This is a genomic window from Rhodococcus sp. PvR044 (assembly GCF_040548995.1).
Taxonomy (GTDB): Bacteria; Actinomycetota; Actinomycetes; order Mycobacteriales; family Mycobacteriaceae; genus Rhodococcus_G; species Rhodococcus_G oryzae.
Window position 1 is genome coordinate 158,229 of the sequence record NZ_JBEPSX010000005.1, and the last position, 17,057, is coordinate 175,285.

The 17,057-nt window shown below is 69.4% G+C and carries 15 protein-coding genes and 1 pseudogene; 4 read left to right on the plus strand and 12 right to left on the minus strand.

Annotated elements, in window-relative coordinates:
• Positions 1 to 32 precede the first annotated feature (32 nt).
• Entirely contained in the window at positions 33 to 2,351 is a 2,319-nt protein-coding gene (locus tag ABIC28_RS13905) for an FHA domain-containing protein (RefSeq protein ID WP_354579599.1), read from the minus strand.
• A gap of 136 nt (positions 2,352 to 2,487) precedes the next feature.
• Positions 2,488 to 3,663, minus strand: a complete 1,176-nt coding sequence (locus ABIC28_RS13910; protein WP_097211716.1) for an NADH:flavin oxidoreductase — start codon at positions 3,661 to 3,663, stop codon at positions 2,488 to 2,490.
• A 193-nt stretch (positions 3,664 to 3,856) separates the two neighbouring features.
• Between ABIC28_RS13910 and ABIC28_RS13915 the strand changes: the two genes are divergently transcribed.
• On the plus strand, positions 3,857 to 4,357 hold the full coding sequence (locus ABIC28_RS13915; RefSeq protein ID WP_097211717.1) for a nuclear transport factor 2 family protein: 501 nt from the start codon (positions 3,857 to 3,859) through the stop codon (positions 4,355 to 4,357).
• A gap of 4 nt (positions 4,358 to 4,361) precedes the next feature.
• Here the strand turns inward: ABIC28_RS13915 and ABIC28_RS13920 are convergent, their stop codons facing one another.
• The 3 genes and pseudogenes from ABIC28_RS13920 to ABIC28_RS13930 all read right to left on the minus strand — a co-directional run bounded on the left by ABIC28_RS13920 (position 4,362) and on the right by ABIC28_RS13930 (position 7,081).
• The gene (locus ABIC28_RS13920; protein WP_354579372.1) at positions 4,362 to 5,372 is read right to left on the minus strand and encodes a LacI family DNA-binding transcriptional regulator; all 1,011 of its coding nucleotides are present in this window, start codon (positions 5,370 to 5,372) and stop codon (positions 4,362 to 4,364) included.
• A gap of 134 nt (positions 5,373 to 5,506) precedes the next feature.
• Positions 5,507 to 6,046 (minus strand): annotated as a pseudogene (locus tag ABIC28_RS13925) (LLM class flavin-dependent oxidoreductase); the annotation flags it as partial.
• An 84-nt stretch (positions 6,047 to 6,130) separates the two neighbouring features.
• Complete coding sequence (locus ABIC28_RS13930; protein ID WP_097211720.1) at positions 6,131 to 7,081, minus strand: GlxA family transcriptional regulator; 951 nt, start codon at positions 7,079 to 7,081, stop codon at positions 6,131 to 6,133.
• A 70-nt stretch (positions 7,082 to 7,151) separates the two neighbouring features.
• Here ABIC28_RS13930 and ABIC28_RS13935 point away from each other — a divergent pair, with 70 nt between their 5' ends.
• Positions 7,152 to 7,958: an MBL fold metallo-hydrolase gene (locus tag ABIC28_RS13935; RefSeq protein WP_354579374.1), complete on the plus strand. Its 807-nt coding sequence runs from the start codon at positions 7,152 to 7,154 to the stop codon at positions 7,956 to 7,958.
• A gap of 294 nt (positions 7,959 to 8,252) precedes the next feature.
• Here ABIC28_RS13935 and ABIC28_RS13940 read toward each other — a convergent pair whose 3' ends face one another.
• Together ABIC28_RS13940 and pip are read right to left on the minus strand one after the other, a co-directional pair.
• Positions 8,253 to 9,008, minus strand: coding sequence for an alpha/beta hydrolase family protein (locus ABIC28_RS13940; protein ID WP_354579376.1), 756 nt, complete (start codon positions 9,006 to 9,008; stop codon positions 8,253 to 8,255).
• 167 nt (positions 9,009 to 9,175) lie between these two features.
• Positions 9,176 to 10,141, minus strand: coding sequence for a prolyl aminopeptidase (gene pip, locus ABIC28_RS13945; RefSeq protein WP_354579378.1), 966 nt, complete (start codon positions 10,139 to 10,141; stop codon positions 9,176 to 9,178).
• Between the two features lie 67 nt (positions 10,142 to 10,208).
• Between pip and ABIC28_RS13950 the strand changes: the two genes are divergently transcribed.
• Positions 10,209 to 10,529 carry a DUF6191 domain-containing protein gene (locus ABIC28_RS13950; RefSeq protein WP_269589649.1) on the plus strand — a complete coding sequence of 107 codons (321 nt, stop codon included), beginning with the start codon at positions 10,209 to 10,211 and terminating at the stop codon, positions 10,527 to 10,529.
• Positions 10,530 to 10,560: 31 nt separating this feature from the next.
• Here the strand turns inward: ABIC28_RS13950 and ABIC28_RS13955 are convergent, their stop codons facing one another.
• The 5 genes from ABIC28_RS13955 to ABIC28_RS13975 form a co-directional block, all read right to left on the minus strand.
• Positions 10,561 to 11,007 (minus strand): MarR family winged helix-turn-helix transcriptional regulator, encoded by a 447-nt coding sequence (locus ABIC28_RS13955; RefSeq protein ID WP_269589648.1) that lies wholly within the window; start codon positions 11,005 to 11,007, stop codon positions 10,561 to 10,563.
• Positions 11,004 to 11,630, minus strand: coding sequence for a DJ-1/PfpI family protein (locus ABIC28_RS13960; protein ID WP_354579381.1), 627 nt, complete (start codon positions 11,628 to 11,630; stop codon positions 11,004 to 11,006). Before ABIC28_RS13960 ends, ABIC28_RS13955 begins: the two co-directional genes overlap by 4 nt.
• A 55-nt stretch (positions 11,631 to 11,685) precedes the next feature.
• Entirely contained in the window at positions 11,686 to 12,321 is a 636-nt protein-coding gene (locus ABIC28_RS13965; RefSeq protein WP_269589647.1) for a pyridoxamine 5'-phosphate oxidase family protein, read from the minus strand.
• Between the two features lie 78 nt (positions 12,322 to 12,399).
• Complete coding sequence (locus ABIC28_RS13970) at positions 12,400 to 13,437, minus strand: alpha/beta fold hydrolase (protein WP_354579384.1); 1,038 nt, start codon at positions 13,435 to 13,437, stop codon at positions 12,400 to 12,402.
• Positions 13,438 to 13,448: 11 nt separating this feature from the next.
• Positions 13,449 to 15,134 carry an alpha/beta fold hydrolase gene (locus ABIC28_RS13975; protein ID WP_354579601.1) on the minus strand — a complete coding sequence of 562 codons (1,686 nt, stop codon included), beginning with the start codon at positions 15,132 to 15,134 and terminating at the stop codon, positions 13,449 to 13,451.
• Positions 15,135 to 15,475: 341 nt separating this feature from the next.
• On the opposite strand from ABIC28_RS13975, the gene ABIC28_RS13980 reads away from it, so the two are divergent.
• The gene (locus tag ABIC28_RS13980) at positions 15,476 to 17,038 is read left to right on the plus strand and encodes a hypothetical protein (protein ID WP_354579603.1); all 1,563 of its coding nucleotides are present in this window, start codon (positions 15,476 to 15,478) and stop codon (positions 17,036 to 17,038) included.
• Positions 17,039 to 17,057 lie beyond the last annotated feature (19 nt).

Below are 17,057 nucleotides of genomic sequence, written 5' to 3' on the forward strand. Positions count from 1 at the left end.
TTGCACCAGCCGGGTCGGCCCGTCGTCGGCGGTCAGCCCCGGCGCGGACGGCGCAACCGGAGCCGGCTGTAGGTGAAGACTGCGAGCACACAGCTGATGAGCACCAGCATGGCAATGCTGAGCAGCCACCACGATGCGGTGTGCTGCCACAGCGTGTCCGGCTCGGTGCCGGTGGAATTCGTGACCAGGTCCACCGTCGAGGCCGCGGCCGCGAACCCCCAGCGGGACGGGAAGAGCCACGCGACCTGTTCGAGTACGGCGCGTCCGGTGATCGTGATCAATCCTCCGCACATCACCAGCTGCGCCATGATCGTGACCACCAGCATCGGCAGTACCTGCTCGTTCGAGCGCGCCACCGACGACAACGCCAATCCGACCAGCACACAGCAACAAGTGGTGGCGGCGATGTCCACGATCAGTTCGACCGAGCCCGAGGGGATCAAGCTGCCGCGACCAGGGAGACCCTTGCCCACGAAGACGATCAGCACCATGATCACCGACTGCACGATCGCGGCAGCGCAGAACACGACGATCTTCGCCGTCAGGTAGGCGGACGGCAGCAGCCCGGCGGCACGTTCGCGCTGATAGACCATGCGCTCACCGACCAGGTCGCGGATGGTCAGTGAACAGCCCATGAAGGCGGCGCCGAGAATCAGCACCACCAGGATCTGGGTGAGTTCACCGGATACGTCGGTACCCGACGGCCCGAACCCGGTGTCGCCCGGCACGAGCAAGGCCAGCCCGCCGAGCACGAAGGGCAGAAGCGACAGGAAGATCAGGTAGCCCCGGTCGGCGCGGATCAGCCGAACCTGGCGGCGGGCGACGGTGCTCAGCTGCTTGCGCCCCGATGTGTGTGCGGGGCGACCGAGAGGCCCGGGCGGGCTCGGTGGCGGCACCGCCTCGGGGCGGGTGGCGCGATATTCGGCGAACACCCCGTCCGGGTCGGATGCGACACGGGCGAAGATGTCGGCCCAGTCGGTACTGCCGAGCGCGGCCCCGACTCGGTCGGGCGGGCCCACATACGCGGTCTTGCCGCCGGGAGCGAGGAGGAGGACCTGGTCGCACATCTCGAGGTACGACAGCGAATGCGTGACGATGACGACGACGCGGCCCGAATCGGCGAGACGGCGCAACGTCGCCATGATCTGCCGGTCGAGCGCGGGGTCGAGACCCGAGGTCGGCTCGTCGAGGATGAGTAGGGATGGACCCGTCAGCAACTCCAGCGCGACGGATGCGCGTTTGCGCTGTCCGCCGGAGAGACGATCAACGCGGGTGTCGGCGTGCTCGGTCAGTTGCAGTTCGTCGAGTACCCCTGCGATCACCTCCTCACGGTCGGCCCGGCTCGTGTCCGGCGGCAGTCTCAGCTCCGCGGCGTAGCCGAGTGCCCTCCGGATGGTCAGCTGGCGATGGACGACGTCGTCCTGGGGGACCATGCCGATGCGGGAGCGCAGTACCGAATAGTCGGTGTGCACGCTGCGCCCTTCGAATTCGACGACGCCTTCCGTGGGGCTTCCCGAACCGGAGATGATCTTGGCGACCGTGGTCTTTCCCGCGCCGGAGGGCCCGATCACCGCGGTGAGGCTGCCGGGTCCCGCAGTGAAGGCGACCTCCTCGAGCAGTCGCCGCCCGCCTTCGATGACGAGTCCGACGCCGTCCACCCGCAGCCCGCCTGCGGTCGGGGCCACCACCTGCCGTGGAACGAGCCGGCCTTCCTGCACGCTGAAATCGGTGTTGCCGATCGTGACGACGTCGCCGTCGGTCAGCTGCGCGCGCGACACCCGGGCGCCGCCGACGAACGTTCCGTTGGCGCTCCCCAGGTCGTCGATCTCGAGGCCGGACGGCCCGTTGTGGGCGATGGCGTGATGGCGCGAGGCCAGCACATCTCGGACGACGATGTCGCTGTCGGGCGACCGTCCCACCGTGAGGGATCCCGCCGGGACCGCCTCGTGCGGTGTCGGGGGCGGGCCGCTCGAGGCCCCTACCTCGATCGTCGACTCGTCAAATCGACCGCCCACGTCCAGTCGCGTCGCGTCGGGATCTTCGATCGAGATCCGCACGACGGGCCCCTCGACCGCGTCACCCAGCCGGACGAGGACGTGGCTCGTGACGGGGACCTTCTCTCGCCGCTCGCCGCCGACGTAGATACCGTTCTTGCTGCCGGCGTCGACGAGCTGCCATCCCTCGTCCCACCTGAGCCGTGCATGCTCGCGCGACACCAACGGATCGACAATCGTGATCTCCAATTGCGGATCCCTGCCGATGCGTACGGCTTTGCCTGCGCTGTAGCTTGCGCGGCCGTGATCGGTCTCGACCACGACCCGCTGGTGCTCGTTCCTCGCCCGGTCGTCCATCGCCACGGCCTCCGGTCAGCCTTATCGGGTGTAGAGCGTCGGCTCTTCCATGGTCGCACGTACGTCGACCCCCCTCCTCGGTGTCCGGGTGGGGCCGCTGGGGCCGCTGGGGCAACTGGGGCAACTGCGCTGCGAACTAGCCGGCGCGCTCGACCAGCACACACCGGGCGCCGGAGAAGATCGTCGGCATGCACTTGTTGCAGTGGATGCACAGCGACTTCGCACGGGCGTCCTCGGCGATGCGGTTGACCAGATCCGGCTCCCGCAGCAACGCCCGCGCCATCGCCACGAACTCGAAACCCTCGGCCATCGCGGTGTCCATGCCGGCCCTGTCGGTCACCCCGCCGAGCAGCACAAGCGGCAGCTTCACCGCGGCCCGGATCTGACGGGCCTGCTCGAGCATGAACAAATCCCGATACGGATACGCGTGAAACATCTGCTTGCCGATCAGCTGCACGCCGAGCCGCACCGGCTGCGGCATCGCCGCCGCGAACTCCCGCACCGGAGCATCGCCCTTGAACAGATACATCGGGTTGAGCAACGAACTGCCCATCGTCAGCTCCAACGCATCGACGCCACCGTCCGCCTCCAACCACTGCGCAACCTGGATCGCCTCGTCCACCCAGAACCCGCCCGGCACACCGTCATCCATGTTCAGCTTCGCCAAGATCGCGACCCTGTCACCGACCGCCGCCCGCACGGTGCGCGCAGTCTCGAGCACCACCCGCGCACGATTCTCCAACGAACCACCGTAGGAATCCTTGCGGTGATTGAGCTTCGGACTCAGAAACGAGCTCGCAAAATAGTTGTGACCGAAATGGATCTCCACCGCGTCGAACCCGCCGTCCACAGCCAGCTGAGCCGCCGTCCCGTGCGCCTCGGTGATCCGCGCGATGTCATCCTTCGACGCCGACCGGATCATCCGCATGCTCATCGGATTGAACGACCGGGACGGCGCCAACGCAGGCAAACCCGTCGACTTCTCGTTCGCCACCGGCCCGGCATGGCCCAGCTGCGCCGACGCCGCCGCCCCCTCGGCATGGATCGCGTCGGTCAACCGCCGCAGCCCCGGCAGGGCCTCCGGCCGCATCCACAACTGCCCGCGTTCCGTGCGCCCCTCCGGCGCCACCGCGCAGTACGCGACCGTGGACATGCCGACCCCGCCCGCGGCCGGACGACGATGAAACTCGATCAACTCATCGGTCACCAGAGCGTTCGGCGTCTTGCCCTCGAACGTCGCGGACTTGATGATCCGGTTACGCAGGGTGATCGGGCCCAGCTTGGCCGGGGCCAGGACATCGGGATGGGTCATGGGAGTCCTTCAATGTGTTCGGGGGGACCGCGGCGCAGACGACTGAGCCGGCTGTCGAGGTCAGGTGCGTGCACCAGATTGCGGCCGAACACCCGGACCCGATGTGACCCGTCTCACTCAGCGGGAATCCCCGTGGCACCGGAAGGCGGGCGCATAGAGTGTTACACGTGTCACCCGTTGGGCCAGGGGAAACATGACGAATCAACCAGGGAAGGGCGGCGCAGCTGTGCGAACTGATGGGCCAGATTCGACGTTCCGATCGACTCCGCCCGCCGACTTCGGGCAGCTGCTCGATCACCAGGCGGTGGTCGACAGCCTGCACCGGTTCCAGGCCCGACTCGACGCGAAGGACTGGCCAGGGCTCCGGTCGTCGATGACCGAGGACGCCCGCGCCTACTTCGTCGAGGGCGCCGACGCGGTTCTCGCCGTGGTCCGGGCCCACCTGGACGCATGCGGCCCGACGCAACACCTCATGGGCAACGTGCAGGTGCAGCTGGACGGGGACACCGCCCGGACTCGGTCGTACTTCCGCGCGTTCCACGTCGGCGCGGGCACGAACGAGGGCGCGGTCTACGAATGCCTCGGCGACTACGACGACTCGTGGACCCGGACCGACACCGGCTGGGCGTTGACGAGCCGGGTCATCGCCGTCCGCGCCGAGACCGGGGACCGGGCCGTCATCACCCCGCGGTGACCCGTCAGGCCGACTGCCGGACCACCACTCGCGGGGCGAAGAGATCGCCGAGCGGTTCGAAGGGGAGTCCGTCGACCAGACGGTGAATCGACTCCGCCAGGCCCGACGCGACAGCCGGCAGGTCGACGCAGGTCGTCGTCAGGTGCGGTCGCAGGATCGCGCCGAGCGGCAGGTTGTCGGACCCGACGACGGCGATGTCGTGCGGCACCTCCAGCCCCACCTCCCGCAGCGCCTGGATCAGCACCAACGCGAACTCGTCGTCGTACGCGTACACCGCGTCCGGGCGGCGTCCCGGATCGCGCCAGACCGAGAGGACGGGGAGCAGGCTGTCGATCGACAGGGCGCAGTCGACCCGTTCGACCGAGGCCCCTTCCTGCGCGGCCGCCGACGCGAACACCCGGAACCGGCGCTCCCCGAGCTCGGCGAGTTCGACCCCCGGCACCAGGCACGCGAGTCGTCGATGGCCGCGTCGGACCGCGAGATACCTTGCCGCACAGTCGGCCAGCGAATCGAATTGGAACCGCGCGGTCGGCGCGTACGGGACCACCTCTGGTCCGGCGAGGAGCACGGCCCGCACCCCGGCCCTCCGCAGCAGCGCCGCCGCCTCGGCGTCGCAGCGCGAGGTGTCGGTGAAGACCGCTGCCGGGCGGAGCTGCGCCCACGCGCGGGCACCGGCCACGCCGCCCGAATTGCGGTCGCCGTGCAGGAGGAAGCGGAGCCCCCGCTCCGACAGACCCAGATCGAGCCCCTGCAGGATCGCGTCGACCGCGAACCCGAGCGGGATGTCGGGCATCGGCATCAGCACGATGTTGCTGCGACCGGCGCGCAGAGCGCTCGCCGTGAGGTTCGGCGTGTACCCGAGGGCGTCGACGCTCGCCAGCACGCGTCGCTTCGTCTGCTCGCTGATCGGGTGGTCGTCGCGACCGTTGAGCACATAGGACACGGTGGCCCTCGACACTCCGGAGTGACGCGCGACGTCTGCGCTGGTCGGCCGTCGTTCTCGCGCCCGGTCCACCGTCGTCCCCTTGACCTCCGACCGCCCGCCCCGGGTATCGGAGCGGGATACCCGGAACGCTACACGCGCGGCCGACCGTTGATGGCGGCGAAAGGCCGTCAACCGCCGAGCGCGCGCACCCGCTCGATGACCGGCGCGATCCGCAGGATCCGGTCGCCGGTGCCCCCGACGTTCAGCGGCGGTCCGAAGCCGCCGAATCCGACGCGCTGAGTGGGTCGGAGCACTGCGACCCCGAAGGCCTCCCGCAGTCCCGACTGCTGCTCGTAACCGGCGTCGGCGAACAGCAGGCGGAGCCGGTCGATCGTGGTGAGCAGCGACTCCGCCCTTGCGCCGAACGGTTCCCACGCGATGCCCGCCTCGTCGAACTCCCATTTCATGTGACCCGCGCCGAGGCCGACCTCCAGGCGGCCGCCGGTGAGGATGTCGGCGGTGACGATCTCGCGTGCCAGCAGCGCCGGATTCCAGAACGGGGCGTTGAGCACCAGCGTGCCGACGCGCAGCCGCTCGGTCGCCGCGGCCGCGGCGACCAGCACGGGGAAGGGTGCGGCGACGCCCAGGTGGTCCGCGGCGAACACCGTGTCGTAGCCGAGGCGCTCGGCGCGGCGACAACTGTCCACGAGGTCATTGCGCGAGCCGAGTCCGAAGATGTTGTACGAGAATCGGAATGCCCTCATGAGGGCCACGTTGCCACCGCGACGCGGATTCCGCCGCGGTTTCTGCCCGCGGCGGCCCTCCCCAAGGACGCGGGCGGCGCCCGGTCACCCGGTCGAGAACAGGTCCCGATGCGCCGACGGGCTGATTCCGAACGCGCGCCCGAAATGCAGCCGCAGCGACGCAGGCGAACCGAAGCCCGATTCGCCGGCCACCGCGTCGACGCCGAGCTCCGTCGTCTCCAGCAGCAGCCGGGCCCGATCCAGCCGCTGCACGAGCAGCCATTGCTGCGGGCTCGACCCGGTGCGCTCGCGAAACCGCCGGGTGAAGGTGCGCCTGGTCATCAGGACCACCCGCGACCAGTGATCGAGGTCGACGGGCTCGGACAGGTTCATCCGGGCCCACGCCATCGCCCGCTCGATCTCGTCCTCACCGTCCTGCTCGCGCACGGGGACCGGGATGAACTGCGCCTGGGTGCCGCTGCGGTGGGGAGCCAGCACCAGTCGACGGGCGAGCGCGGTCGCGGCGGAGACACCGTGGTCCGATCGGACCAGATGCAGGCAGCAGTCGAGCGCCGCGGCCGTACCGGCCGAGGTCACCACGTCGCCGAGATCCGACCACAGCACGTCCGATCTGACCGTCACCTGCGGATGCCGACGCGCCAGGTCCTCCGCGGCATGCCAGTGGGTCGCCGCCTCGCGCCCGTCGAGGATCCCGGAATCGGCGATCGGGAAGGCGCCCAGGCACAGTCCGACGATGCGCGCCCCGCGCCCGTGCGCCCGCCGGATCGCCTCGAGCAACGCATCCGACGGCCGGCGGGCCTGCACCCAGCTCGGGACCACCACCGTGTCCGCCTCGACCAGCGCGTCGAGGGAACTCCGCACCGCGACGTCGTAGCCGGCGTTGGTGGGCAGGATGCCCGGATCTTCGGCGCAGATGGTGACCCGGTAGCGCGGCGCCGTGCCGCGGTTCTCCGCGTGCCCGAAGACCAGCGACGGCACCGAGAGGTGGAACGGGCTGATGTCGGGAAAGGCAATCACCGCGACCGAACTGACCATGGCCCGATCTTAGCGAAACATGTCCTGAGGGCCACTGGTCCCGCCTGGGCGAACGGCCGATGCTTGGGGCATGACCTCGACAACAGCGAGCACGACATCGACCGGTTCCGCAGCGGCGCACGGCGTTCGGGCGGTCCTCGTGGGTGGCCCCACCCTGCACCTGAAGGTGGCCGGCCTGAGCATCCTCACCGATCCGACGTTCGACGAGCCGGGCAGCTACGAGGGCGGCGTCACCCTGACCAAGCTGACCGCGCCCGCGCTCCCCGCGGAGGCGCTCGGCCCCATCGACCTCGTGCTCCTGTCGCACGATCAGCACGCGGACAATCTCGACGACGCGGGCCGCCGACTGCTCGGCCGGGTCGAAACGGTGCTCTCCACGCCGGAGGCGGCCGGGCGACTGGCCGGGGTGACCGGACTCGCACCGTGGGACCACACGACGGTCACCGCCCCGGACGGCCGCGAACTCACCGTCACGGCGGTCCCGGCGCTGCACGGCCCCGCCGGATGCGAACCGATCACCGGCACGGTCACCGGGTTCGTGCTCAGCGCCAAGGGGATTCCCACGATTTACGTCTCGGGGGACAACGCGTCCGTCGAGCTGACCCGCGAGATCGGGGAACGGCTCGGCCCCGTCGACATCGCGGTCCTCTTCGCCGGGGCCGCGGATCCCGGCCGCTTCCCGGTGCCGGTCACCCTGACGTCGGCGGAGGCGGTCGAGGTGGCCCGGATCCTCAACCCGTCCGTCGTCATCCCCGTGCACACCGACGGCTGGGCGCATTTCACCGAGGGCGCGGACCGGTTCGCGGCGGCGTTCGAGTCCGCCGGACTCGACGCACGCCTGCACACGCCGGTGCCCGGCACGTACTTCAACATCTGAACTCGTGGGGCGCCGCGACCGCGGACACCCCCGAACACGGAAACGGTGGGTCGAATCCAGTGACTCGACCCACCGTTTCCGGAGTGGTCCTAGGTCTCGACGACCAAGTCGCTAGAACCGAGCGCACTGGCGATCTCGTTGAACAACGAGATGACGGGGTCGAACACCAGCATCGAGACTCCTTCTCACCGTTGGGATCTGCCGCCTCGACCGACTCGAGGGACGACCCATTTATACATAAGCGACCGAATCCCGGGGCCGGATTCCGAACAACACGACCCGATTCCCGTCACGTCAGGCCGGTGACGCACCGACCTGTCCGAGATGACGGGCGAAGAAGCGGGTCGCGCTGTCCATCTCGAATCTGGGCATGTCGACGTGCCCGCCGGCGTTGGCGTGCAACGACTTCTCCTTCGAAGCGAAGGCGTCGAACAGCGCGAGACCGGATTGACGCTCGACGTGCTCATCGTCCCACTGGAGCAGGAATTCGATCGGGACGGTGATCTGTGCCGCAGCCTCGGTCAGCGATTCTTGCCCGAGGCAACCGAAGACGGCCGCGGTGATCCTGGGCTCGGCCGCCGTCAACGGCACCCCGATCCCGGTGCCCTGCATGATGCCCCAGAAGCCGACCGGGCCCTCGGCGCCGATCTCCGGCAACGCCAGGAGGGCGTCCAGCGTCGCCTGCCATTCCGGCACGGCACGAGCCGCGAGGTCCTTGTGGATCTCCACGACGACCAGGCCGAGCGGCTCGCCCGCGGCCTGAGCCTGCCGCAAGACGGCGATGTGGTGCTCGTCCGCCGCGGTCCGGGGCCGGTCACCGTGCCCGGGTGCGTCGAGGGCGGCGACGTGGAAACCGCAGGCCGTCACGAACCGGTGCGCGCGGGCCAGGATTCCCGGAGCCCGCTTGTGCTGGCCGCCACCGTGCGCCATCAGCACCAGGGGCGCGGGTTCGGAGCCGGATGCGGGCGACCAGAGCAGTCCGGTGATGTCACCCAGAGTGAAATTGCGTTCGACGACACCGTTCGACGATGTCTCCGCAGTGAAGTGCATAGGTTGTTGCCTTTCGGGATTGCCTTGTGGGGGCGCTCCCGGCGACGTCTATTTCAGTCGCCCGACCGTGAAGAACAGGGGGAGCACCCAGTGGATACAGCGTTCACGGGTCTCACCTCCTCGAATGTGTCACGGTCGTCTTTTCGGCGACTCTCGGAGGCTATCAGCTAGGGATTCAGAACGCGGGCAAGCATTGCGTCGATGCCTGCCGTGAACTCCGTGACGAAGCCACCGCCGCCGTGTCCCGCGTCGTCGACGACCACGAGCCGACTCGCCGGCCACAGCCGGGCCATCCGCCACGCGGTGTCCAACGGACCGGACACGTCGTAGCGACCGTGCACGAGAACGGCCGGGATCGCTGCGATCCGGTTCATCGAGGCCATGACCTGCCCCTCCTCGAGAAAGCAGTCATTGCTCCAGTAGTGCGTGACCATACGCGCGAAGATGCTGCGGAACAACGGATCCGAGTACCGCTGGCTCGGTTGCCAGTCAGGCACCAGGGACACGTGCGCCTCCTCCCACTCGCACCATTTCCTGGCCGCCTCCTCACGAACCGCCGCATCCGGGTCGGACAGCAGCCGCGCGTAGGCCGCCGCGAGATCACCACCGCGCTCGGCCTCGGGGACCCCCTCGACGAATCGCTCCCACTCCTGTGGGAACACCCGCCCCATCGCGCGGGTGATCCAGTCGATCTCGACGCGGGTGCCGGCGGTCACCGCGCCGAGCACCATCGCCGGCACCCGGCCGGGGTGCTGCTGCGCGTAGGCCAGTGCCAGCGTCACACCCCACGACATCCCGCTCACGATCCACCGGTCGATACCCAGATGCTCGCGCAGCCGCTCGATGTCCGCCACCAGGTGAGCGGTGGTGTTCGAGGAGAGGTCCGCGTCGGGTCCGTCCGCGAGCGGGCGACTGCGGCCGCAGCCGCGCTGATCGAACAGCACCGCCCGGCTCCGCGCCGGGTCGAAATACCGTCGGGCACCGGCGGTAGCGCCGGAGCCAGGACCGCCGTGCAGGAACAGCACCGGCACCCCGTCAGGGTCGCCGACGCTCTCCCAGTAGAGGACATGCCCGTCGGACACATCGAGCAGGCCCGTCTCGTACGGCTCGATCGGCGGGTATCGCGTGGTCACCGAAACAGCATGCCGAACCGCCGACGTCCGATCCACATCCTCGAGATCGCGCCTACACTCGGACCGCATGGGGATGCTGTTCGCGATGACGATTCCGGGGCTGGTGTGCCTGCTCGTCCTGGCCGCGTTCGCCGAGACCCTGTTCAATCGCCTCACCGGCGGCCGTTTCCTGCCGTGGACCCGCCGCGGTGGGCGCGGCACCGTGTCGGCCACCGGCTTCGAGCAGGTCACGGCGATGTTCCAGGGATCGAAGCATCACGAGTTCGAGCAGCGCCAGGTGTCCCTGATGCATCGCGAGGACGACGTGGACGGGGCACCGCCGCTGGTGCGCGTGGATATCGCATCGAACCGGGCTGTGCTGCGCAACGCGGGTGACGTCCCGCGCTGACGGATTCGGGACCGGGCCCCCTCTCGGCGGGTCAGTCCGCCAGCACGTCGAGGGCCGCCGACAGCTGTTCCAGCGCCTCCAGCGCACGGCCGAATTCCTCGACCCCCAGCTGATTCGCGAGCCGGTCGGCGAAGGCCCGCTGGTCGGGCGTGATGCGCCGCATCGCCGCCCGACCCTGGGCGGTCAGACGCAGCAGCTTCGCCCGGCGGTGGGCGGGATTCGGCAGGTACTCCGCGAATCCCTTGTCCACCATCAGGTCCGCTATCCGCTGCACGCTTTGCCGGGTGATGCCCATAGCCCGCGCGATGCCCACGACCGGCAGTGGTTCGTCGACGATCGCGCCGAGCACCTGCCACCACGCGGCGGTGAGACCGGTCGGCCGGGCCAGTTGCTCCGCCACCGCCAGGAACTGGCCGTTGAGCCGGAACGCGGTCAGGGCGGCGCCGGCGAGCAGCTCCGACGGCTTCGGCTCGGTCATTGCGCGGTCGCCGCCTGTAGCACCTCGAACGCGCTCGCGTCCGAGTGCGCGTACAGCCGATACCAGGCGTCGAGCACCTCCGGGGTGTAGACATCGAGGCGCCCCAGGATCTCGCGGGCGAACTCGACGGGGTTCGTCGCGCCCGCGGTGATCAGGTTCCGATCGGTCACCGCGGGCTCGTCCCGGTACCGGCCGCCGCCCGCGTAGCCGGTCATGGCCAGGAAGTACGCGACGTTGCTGGTGTGGTCACGGTCGTCGAGCAGGCCCTCGCCCGCGAGCCCGTAGGTCGCGCCGCAGATCGCCGCGACCGGCACGCCCGCGTCGAGAAACGCGCGCGCCTTTGCCGCGAACGGGGCCAGGGTGTCGCCCCCGATCCAGGCATCGGCCCCGGGCAGGATCAGCATCGCGCTGTCCCCGGGGTCGAGATCGGCCAGGAGGAGGTCCGGGATCATGCGCACGCCGCCGCTGCTGGTCACCGGGTCCAGGGTCAGCCCGACGGTGGACACCGAGTAGCGACCCGGTTCGCGCTGCCACTGACGTTGGTTGATGTGCGCGATGGCGTGACCGGTCTCCCAGTCCGCGAAGGTGTCGTAGATGGCCAGGTGCACCACTTGATTCCTCATGACAGTATTCTGTCATATCGACAGCATGCTGTCACTCAGTGCGGCCGCGAGGCCGTCACACCCTCGCTGCGCCGACCAGTCGGCGCACGGATTCCGGCTCCGGGACGCCCTCCCCCACCCACGGTGCGGGTTCCGGCTCACCGGCCACGGTCCGCAGCGGGACCACCCCCGACCATTCGCCGCCGCCCGCCGACGGCGCGGGCGGCGGTGCGTCGCGCACCTTGACCGTCCAGCACCGCGGCTCGATCGGCAACGCGATCGCCAGGGTCGCCGCGAGCTCCTTCTTCGTGTGGGTGCGCACCTCCGAACTCCGGCCGGGGATCAGCGCATCGGACAACAGGTCGAGGGCGTCCGCTGCGCCGTCACCGCTGAACGCGGCCAGGCGGCCCCGTACGACGGCCGACCGGTAGTTGGCCGTGGAGTCGAACAGGGTGTCCGCCACCACGATCCCGTCGAGCATCGTCACCGAGAACGCCACCGGCGCGCCGGCCGCGACGTGCCGCAGGGCACCGGCGCCCGTCGACCCGTGCAGCACGATGCGGTCACCGTCGCGGGCGTAGAGCATGGGCACCACCCACGGCAGTCCGTCCACCACGGTCGAGAGGGTGCCCACCGCAGCGGCGTCCAGCACCGCGTCGAGATCGGATCGGTCACTTCTGGCGAGGTCGGCGTATCTCCTGATCTGCTCCATGCACCGAATCGTGCCCACTTTCCGGAATCGCCGACAGGCCCAGAATCGCACGAAACAACCAGACCACAATTCGCCGGCTCAGGGCGCCTTGACGTGGTCGTCGAGGAAGCGCTCCGTCAGCGCGGCGATCGTCGCCGCCTGAGCGTGAAACAGGTAGTGGTGGCCGTCGAGGATCGCGACCTGCTGGATCGCGGGGTTGCTGATCGTCGCGTGGTGCGAGGGCTCCCATTCCGGTTCCGCCTCGAGCGAGGAGGCAGCCAGAATCGACAGGACCGGCAACGTCGGCGGGAACACGGCCCCCTCGATCGCTCGCACGTTCTCCGGCTCGTGGGCGACCTCGTCCAGCATCGTCGGGTTCAGCACCCACGAGTACGCCCCCAGGTACCGGTCCTGCTGGTCCGGGGTGTACTCGGCGGTATCGCCGAGACTCTGCCGATAGTCGGCCACCAGGCCCAGGTAATCGGTGCGCTTGTCCAGGGCGATCAGGTCGCGGATGCCGCCGACAGAGGTGACTTTGGACATCCAGCCCGGCCAGTCCGGGTCGCCCTTGGCGCCGTCCGAGGTGTAGCGCTCGTCGTCCAAGCCCACAACGGCGGCAACCTCGTCCGGCCGGTGCGTGGCCCACCACGTCGCATACAGACCCGAGATCGAATGGGGCATCAGGACATAAGGACCGTTCAGCCCCAGACCGCGCAGCGCGGCCCGCGTCTCGGTCACGATCGCCTCACTGGTGCGGGGGGCGTCGGTGCCGTCACTGAGGCCCAGCCCGAAGTACTCGACGGTGACGACCGTGTTCTTCTCCGCCAGGCGACGAGCCAACGGGGCGAAGCCGAGGATGGGTTCCGGCGTGCCCAGTCCGGGCATCATGACGATGGTGCGCGGTCCCGATCCCTGGACCGCGACGCTCATCCGGCGCCCGTCCACCTCGACATAGCGGTGATCGGCACCAATCGCTTCCTCGATGGCCGCCTTGTCGCGCGGTGTCTGCCACCGATGGAAGCCGGCCGAGACCGCAACGGCGAGGACGGCCACAGCGACGACGCCGGCGATCACCCGCCCGACAACACGGAGTACGCGGCGCGGCCGCGATCGCTTCGACGTCTCGCTGTCCACCATGGCCTCCAGGCTCAATTGGTTTTGCAGGTCTGGTCTTTCGGCGGCAGTTCACCGGTCATCAGGTAGCGGACGGCGATGTCCGTGGCGCACGAGCTGGTTCCCGGAACGCCGCCGGGGAGCCCGAACGGAGTCCGCTGGGGCAGGACGAGGTGGGCGGCTTTGCCCTCCACTGTGACCAGTCGCGAACCGGCGACCAGGTCGCGGAGGGCGCGCGCGCCGCCGGCCGGTGTGACGGCGTCAAGCTCGTTGGTGATCAGCAGCATGCCCGGCACCTCGCCCCACTCCGACTGCGAATCCGCCCGCCCAGGAAACGGCCACTGCGCGCACACGGCGGAGAACCCCATCCCGAGGTACGTCAGCGGCGCCTGCTCGGCCGCCCACTGCTGCTCCGCGAGGACGGCATTGGTGTCGTGGCTCCATTCCGCGGCATTGCAGTTGTAGGCCGTCCACCAGCCCTGCCGCGGGGCGCCGGAGAGAACGGCACCCAGCTCGCGGTCGATCAGCGGCGAGAGCTGGAACTGGGAGACCATCGCGACGACCGCCTGGACCGACGCGGGTGACGAATCCCCGTACACCGCTGCGCGAATCGTGAGGAGCTTCGACAGCACGGCCTCGTTGGCGGCGTTCCCGACACCGAACAGGATGGGGTTCAGGTCGTTCGCGGTGAACGCCTGGCCCCCGGGGAGCTGCACGGGCCGGGCGGCGAGGTCGGCGCGGAGCTTCGTGATCGACGCCAGTACCCGATCCGCGTTGTCGCCGAGGACGGTTCCGCGGGTCGCGGCCCAGGGCGCGAACTCGGTCTCGACGGCCTGCTGCCGGGCCCGATACCGTTCTTGCAGAACCGCGTTCGGGCTCCTGAGCGGATCGACGACGGAATCGAGCACCCATCGGTCGACGTGGCCGGGGAAGGTCCGCGCCAGCTCTCGCCCGAGCGCGGTCCCCTGCGACACCCCGAGGTAGCTCCACTTGTCCGCGCGCAGGAGCTGCCGCACCAGGTCGAGGTCACGCACCGTCTGCCAGTAGGTGACGTAAGGTGCCGTCGACGCGCCATCCGGGGTCGTGGCCGCCCCGGCGAGGCATCGCTCGGTCCACCGCCGGGCGTCGTCCAGCTGACGGGCTACAGAGGGCGCCGAGAAGTCGAGGATGTCATAGCCCTCCCGCGGCCCGGTCCCGAGGAGGCCCGGATCCCCGGAAACGGCCGGATCGCAGGACTGCGCCGTCGACGACGTGGATGTTCCCCGCGCGTCGAAACCGACGAGGTCGAACGATTCCCGGAGCTTCGGCATTCCGCCGGAGAAGCTGTGCGGATCGAGGAGGGTACCGGCGCCCGAACCGCCGGTGCTGGTCAGCAGCGGTGTGGTCGCACTGCCTGTACCGGGAAGCCTCGAGATCCAGAAGGTCGCCTCGCGCCCGTCGGCGGGATGCGCCCAGTCGAGCGGGGTGCGGATGCGTGCGCAGTCGAGACCGGGCAGTACGGCCGATCGGGCCGCCGCGTAGCCGTCGCCGGCCAGCGCGTGGTCGAGGAGGTCCGACGGACACGGACGCCAGCGGAGCTCCTGTTCGGCAAACCCAGGAGGGACACCCACCTCCGAGACCGGCGCCGCGGTGGCAGTGACGCTCCCGGCGAACCCGATGAGCACCGCGGACCCCGCCGCGACGACGACACGCGATCGCCGGGCCCGTCCCCCAAGGACCATGCGCACTGCAACCCCTCCCCTTGTAGCGAAGTCGGCCGCGTCGGCCCACTTCGCTTCCGCCGCGACCATTTCCCCCTGTCCGCGCCTCTTCCCATTGGAACATGTCACAGTCACCTCGTCGGCTTGGGGATGTGGAGCAGGGATCATCACCGAGGATTGGGCCGGAGGTCTGGTCGAGCGAGGCCGTCGACCTGGGACATGTAACAAACCATCAATGGCAGTTGATGTTTCATGTCGTGAGCATTCCTACCTATCTCGACGATGCCCCCCGATCGCGAGTTCGCACCGCCGTCGTGTGCTCGATTGCGGTTGTGGCGCTGACCGCGTCGGTGCCTGCCGCGATGGCCGCGCCCGCATCGAGCGCACCCGCCGACTGCGTCCCGTTCGGCACCGCGCAGGTACCGCCCGGCCTGCCATCATTCGGAGCCAGGGACGGGTTGGCGGGGCTGCCGGAGTTCGCGGGGTCGGGCGCGCCGGCGAGCGTCGAACTGCGCACCCAGACAACTCAGTTCAACAAGTTCTGGGACTACGCGCTGGCCGGAAACGCGTTGCTGACCCGGCCCCGGTCGTGGAACGGCGCCAATCCCGAGCCGTGGCGATACGCGCCGCTGCCGACGTGCCTGCGCGATCGCCTGGTCGGGATCTCGGTGGACGACGACGAGCTGATCGCGGTCGACGAGGACGGGTGGATCTACACCATGGACAACGCCTCGCAGGCGCCGGTTTTCTGGAACTGGACCTCCTCGTTCGGGGCACCGCTGTGGCTAGGCAAGGGCAAGCGGCTTCCCGGCGGGGATCCGGGCACCTGGGCGCTGAGCGTCGGATCGCCCTGGGACAACCAGACCTACACGGACGTTGCCGGCCGGATCCACTACTTCGGGCTCGCGAAGATGACGATGGTGCCCACGCTGACCGGAGACGGCAGCCGCATCACGTACGCCGACCCGTGGTTGCCCGACGACGACAGCTACGAGATCGGCGGCCCCGTCGGCGGGCGCTTCCAATCGATCGCGCTGTCTTCCTCGGCTTCAACCACTTTCGTGATGAACAAGTACGGCGACATGTACACCCGCAACTACGACATCGACGGTACCGGCGGAGACTCGGTGTTCTTCCGATACAGCTGGGATGACCAGAGCGGCAAACCCACCGCCCCGAACTCGGCGTTCGAGTCGTGGTTCCACCACTTCGCGGCGATCCAGCTACCCGCACAGGACTGGGTGCACCAGCCCAAGATCCCTGGCGAGATCACCTCGGCCATCAGCGTGCACTCCACCGGCGTTGGTCCGGACCGTCGTGAGCTGCGAGTCGCCGGACGCCAGGACGGCCGGTCCGGGTTCTGGCACAAGAACCTGAACGACCCGGCCTGGTCGTTCGCGGCCACCGGTGCGCCCCTGCCCGGAATCCCGCTGAAGAACCCGTCGGCGGACCGGTCTTCGGACACCCTGGCCCCGCCCGTACCGTGGAATCTGTCGGCGCAGCTACCCGCTCGCGACACCCTGATCGACGCCGAACTTCTTGTCGAGGCGCAGGTTCCGTACTCGATCCTCGATCCGCGCCTGCTCGACGAGGCCGGCTTGCACGCCGGTCCGTCGGCCTACCGGCTGTCCGTCGAGCATTTCGATCCGGCCGCGACCACCCGGCCCGCCACGGTCACCGCCCCCGACGGGAAGACGATCCCGGTGCTTCTACACACCGCGGACGGCCTGCGCTTGGGGCCGCGCGGTACCGGCCTCGACGATCAGCCGAGGCATCTGGTCGGCGCGATCGAGGTACCCCGCGCCGCCTACGACGCGCGTGGCGCAGACCCGACCCTCGACGCGTTCGTGCGGGACTGGTCGCGGGGCAAGCGCGTGGCGCCGATCACCCTCAGCGCCACCGATCACGACCTGGTCGTGCGGTAGCCACACGCGCAAGCGAGCA

Bases quoted from the DNA above. Each gene is read 5' to 3' on its own strand.
- ABIC28_RS13960 (WP_354579381.1), bottom strand. From the start codon at position 11,630: ATGAGGAATCAAGTGGTGCACCTGGCCATCTACGACACCTTCGCGGAC.
- ABIC28_RS13910 (WP_097211716.1), bottom strand. From the start codon at position 3,663: ATGACCCATCCCGATGTCCTGGCCCCGGCCAAGCTGGGCCCGATCACC.
- ABIC28_RS13980 (WP_354579603.1), top strand. From the start codon at position 15,476: ATGGCCGCGCCCGCATCGAGCGCACCCGCCGACTGCGTCCCGTTCGGC.
- ABIC28_RS13965 (WP_269589647.1), bottom strand. From the start codon at position 12,321: ATGGAGCAGATCAGGAGATACGCCGACCTCGCCAGAAGTGACCGATCC.
- ABIC28_RS13905 (WP_354579599.1), bottom strand. From the start codon at position 2,351: ATGGACGACCGGGCGAGGAACGAGCACCAGCGGGTCGTGGTCGAGACC.
- ABIC28_RS13970 (WP_354579384.1), bottom strand. From the start codon at position 13,437: ATGGTGGACAGCGAGACGTCGAAGCGATCGCGGCCGCGCCGCGTACTC.
- ABIC28_RS13935 (WP_354579374.1), top strand. From the start codon at position 7,152: ATGACCTCGACAACAGCGAGCACGACATCGACCGGTTCCGCAGCGGCG.
- ABIC28_RS13955 (WP_269589648.1), bottom strand. From the start codon at position 11,007: ATGACCGAGCCGAAGCCGTCGGAGCTGCTCGCCGGCGCCGCCCTGACC.
- ABIC28_RS13975 (WP_354579601.1), bottom strand. From the start codon at position 15,134: ATGGTCCTTGGGGGACGGGCCCGGCGATCGCGTGTCGTCGTCGCGGCG.
- ABIC28_RS13950 (WP_269589649.1), top strand. From the start codon at position 10,209: ATGGGGATGCTGTTCGCGATGACGATTCCGGGGCTGGTGTGCCTGCTC.
- ABIC28_RS13940 (WP_354579376.1), bottom strand. From the start codon at position 9,008: ATGCACTTCACTGCGGAGACATCGTCGAACGGTGTCGTCGAACGCAAT.
- ABIC28_RS13930 (WP_097211720.1), bottom strand. From the start codon at position 7,081: ATGGTCAGTTCGGTCGCGGTGATTGCCTTTCCCGACATCAGCCCGTTC.
- ABIC28_RS13915 (WP_097211717.1), top strand. From the start codon at position 3,857: ATGACGAATCAACCAGGGAAGGGCGGCGCAGCTGTGCGAACTGATGGG.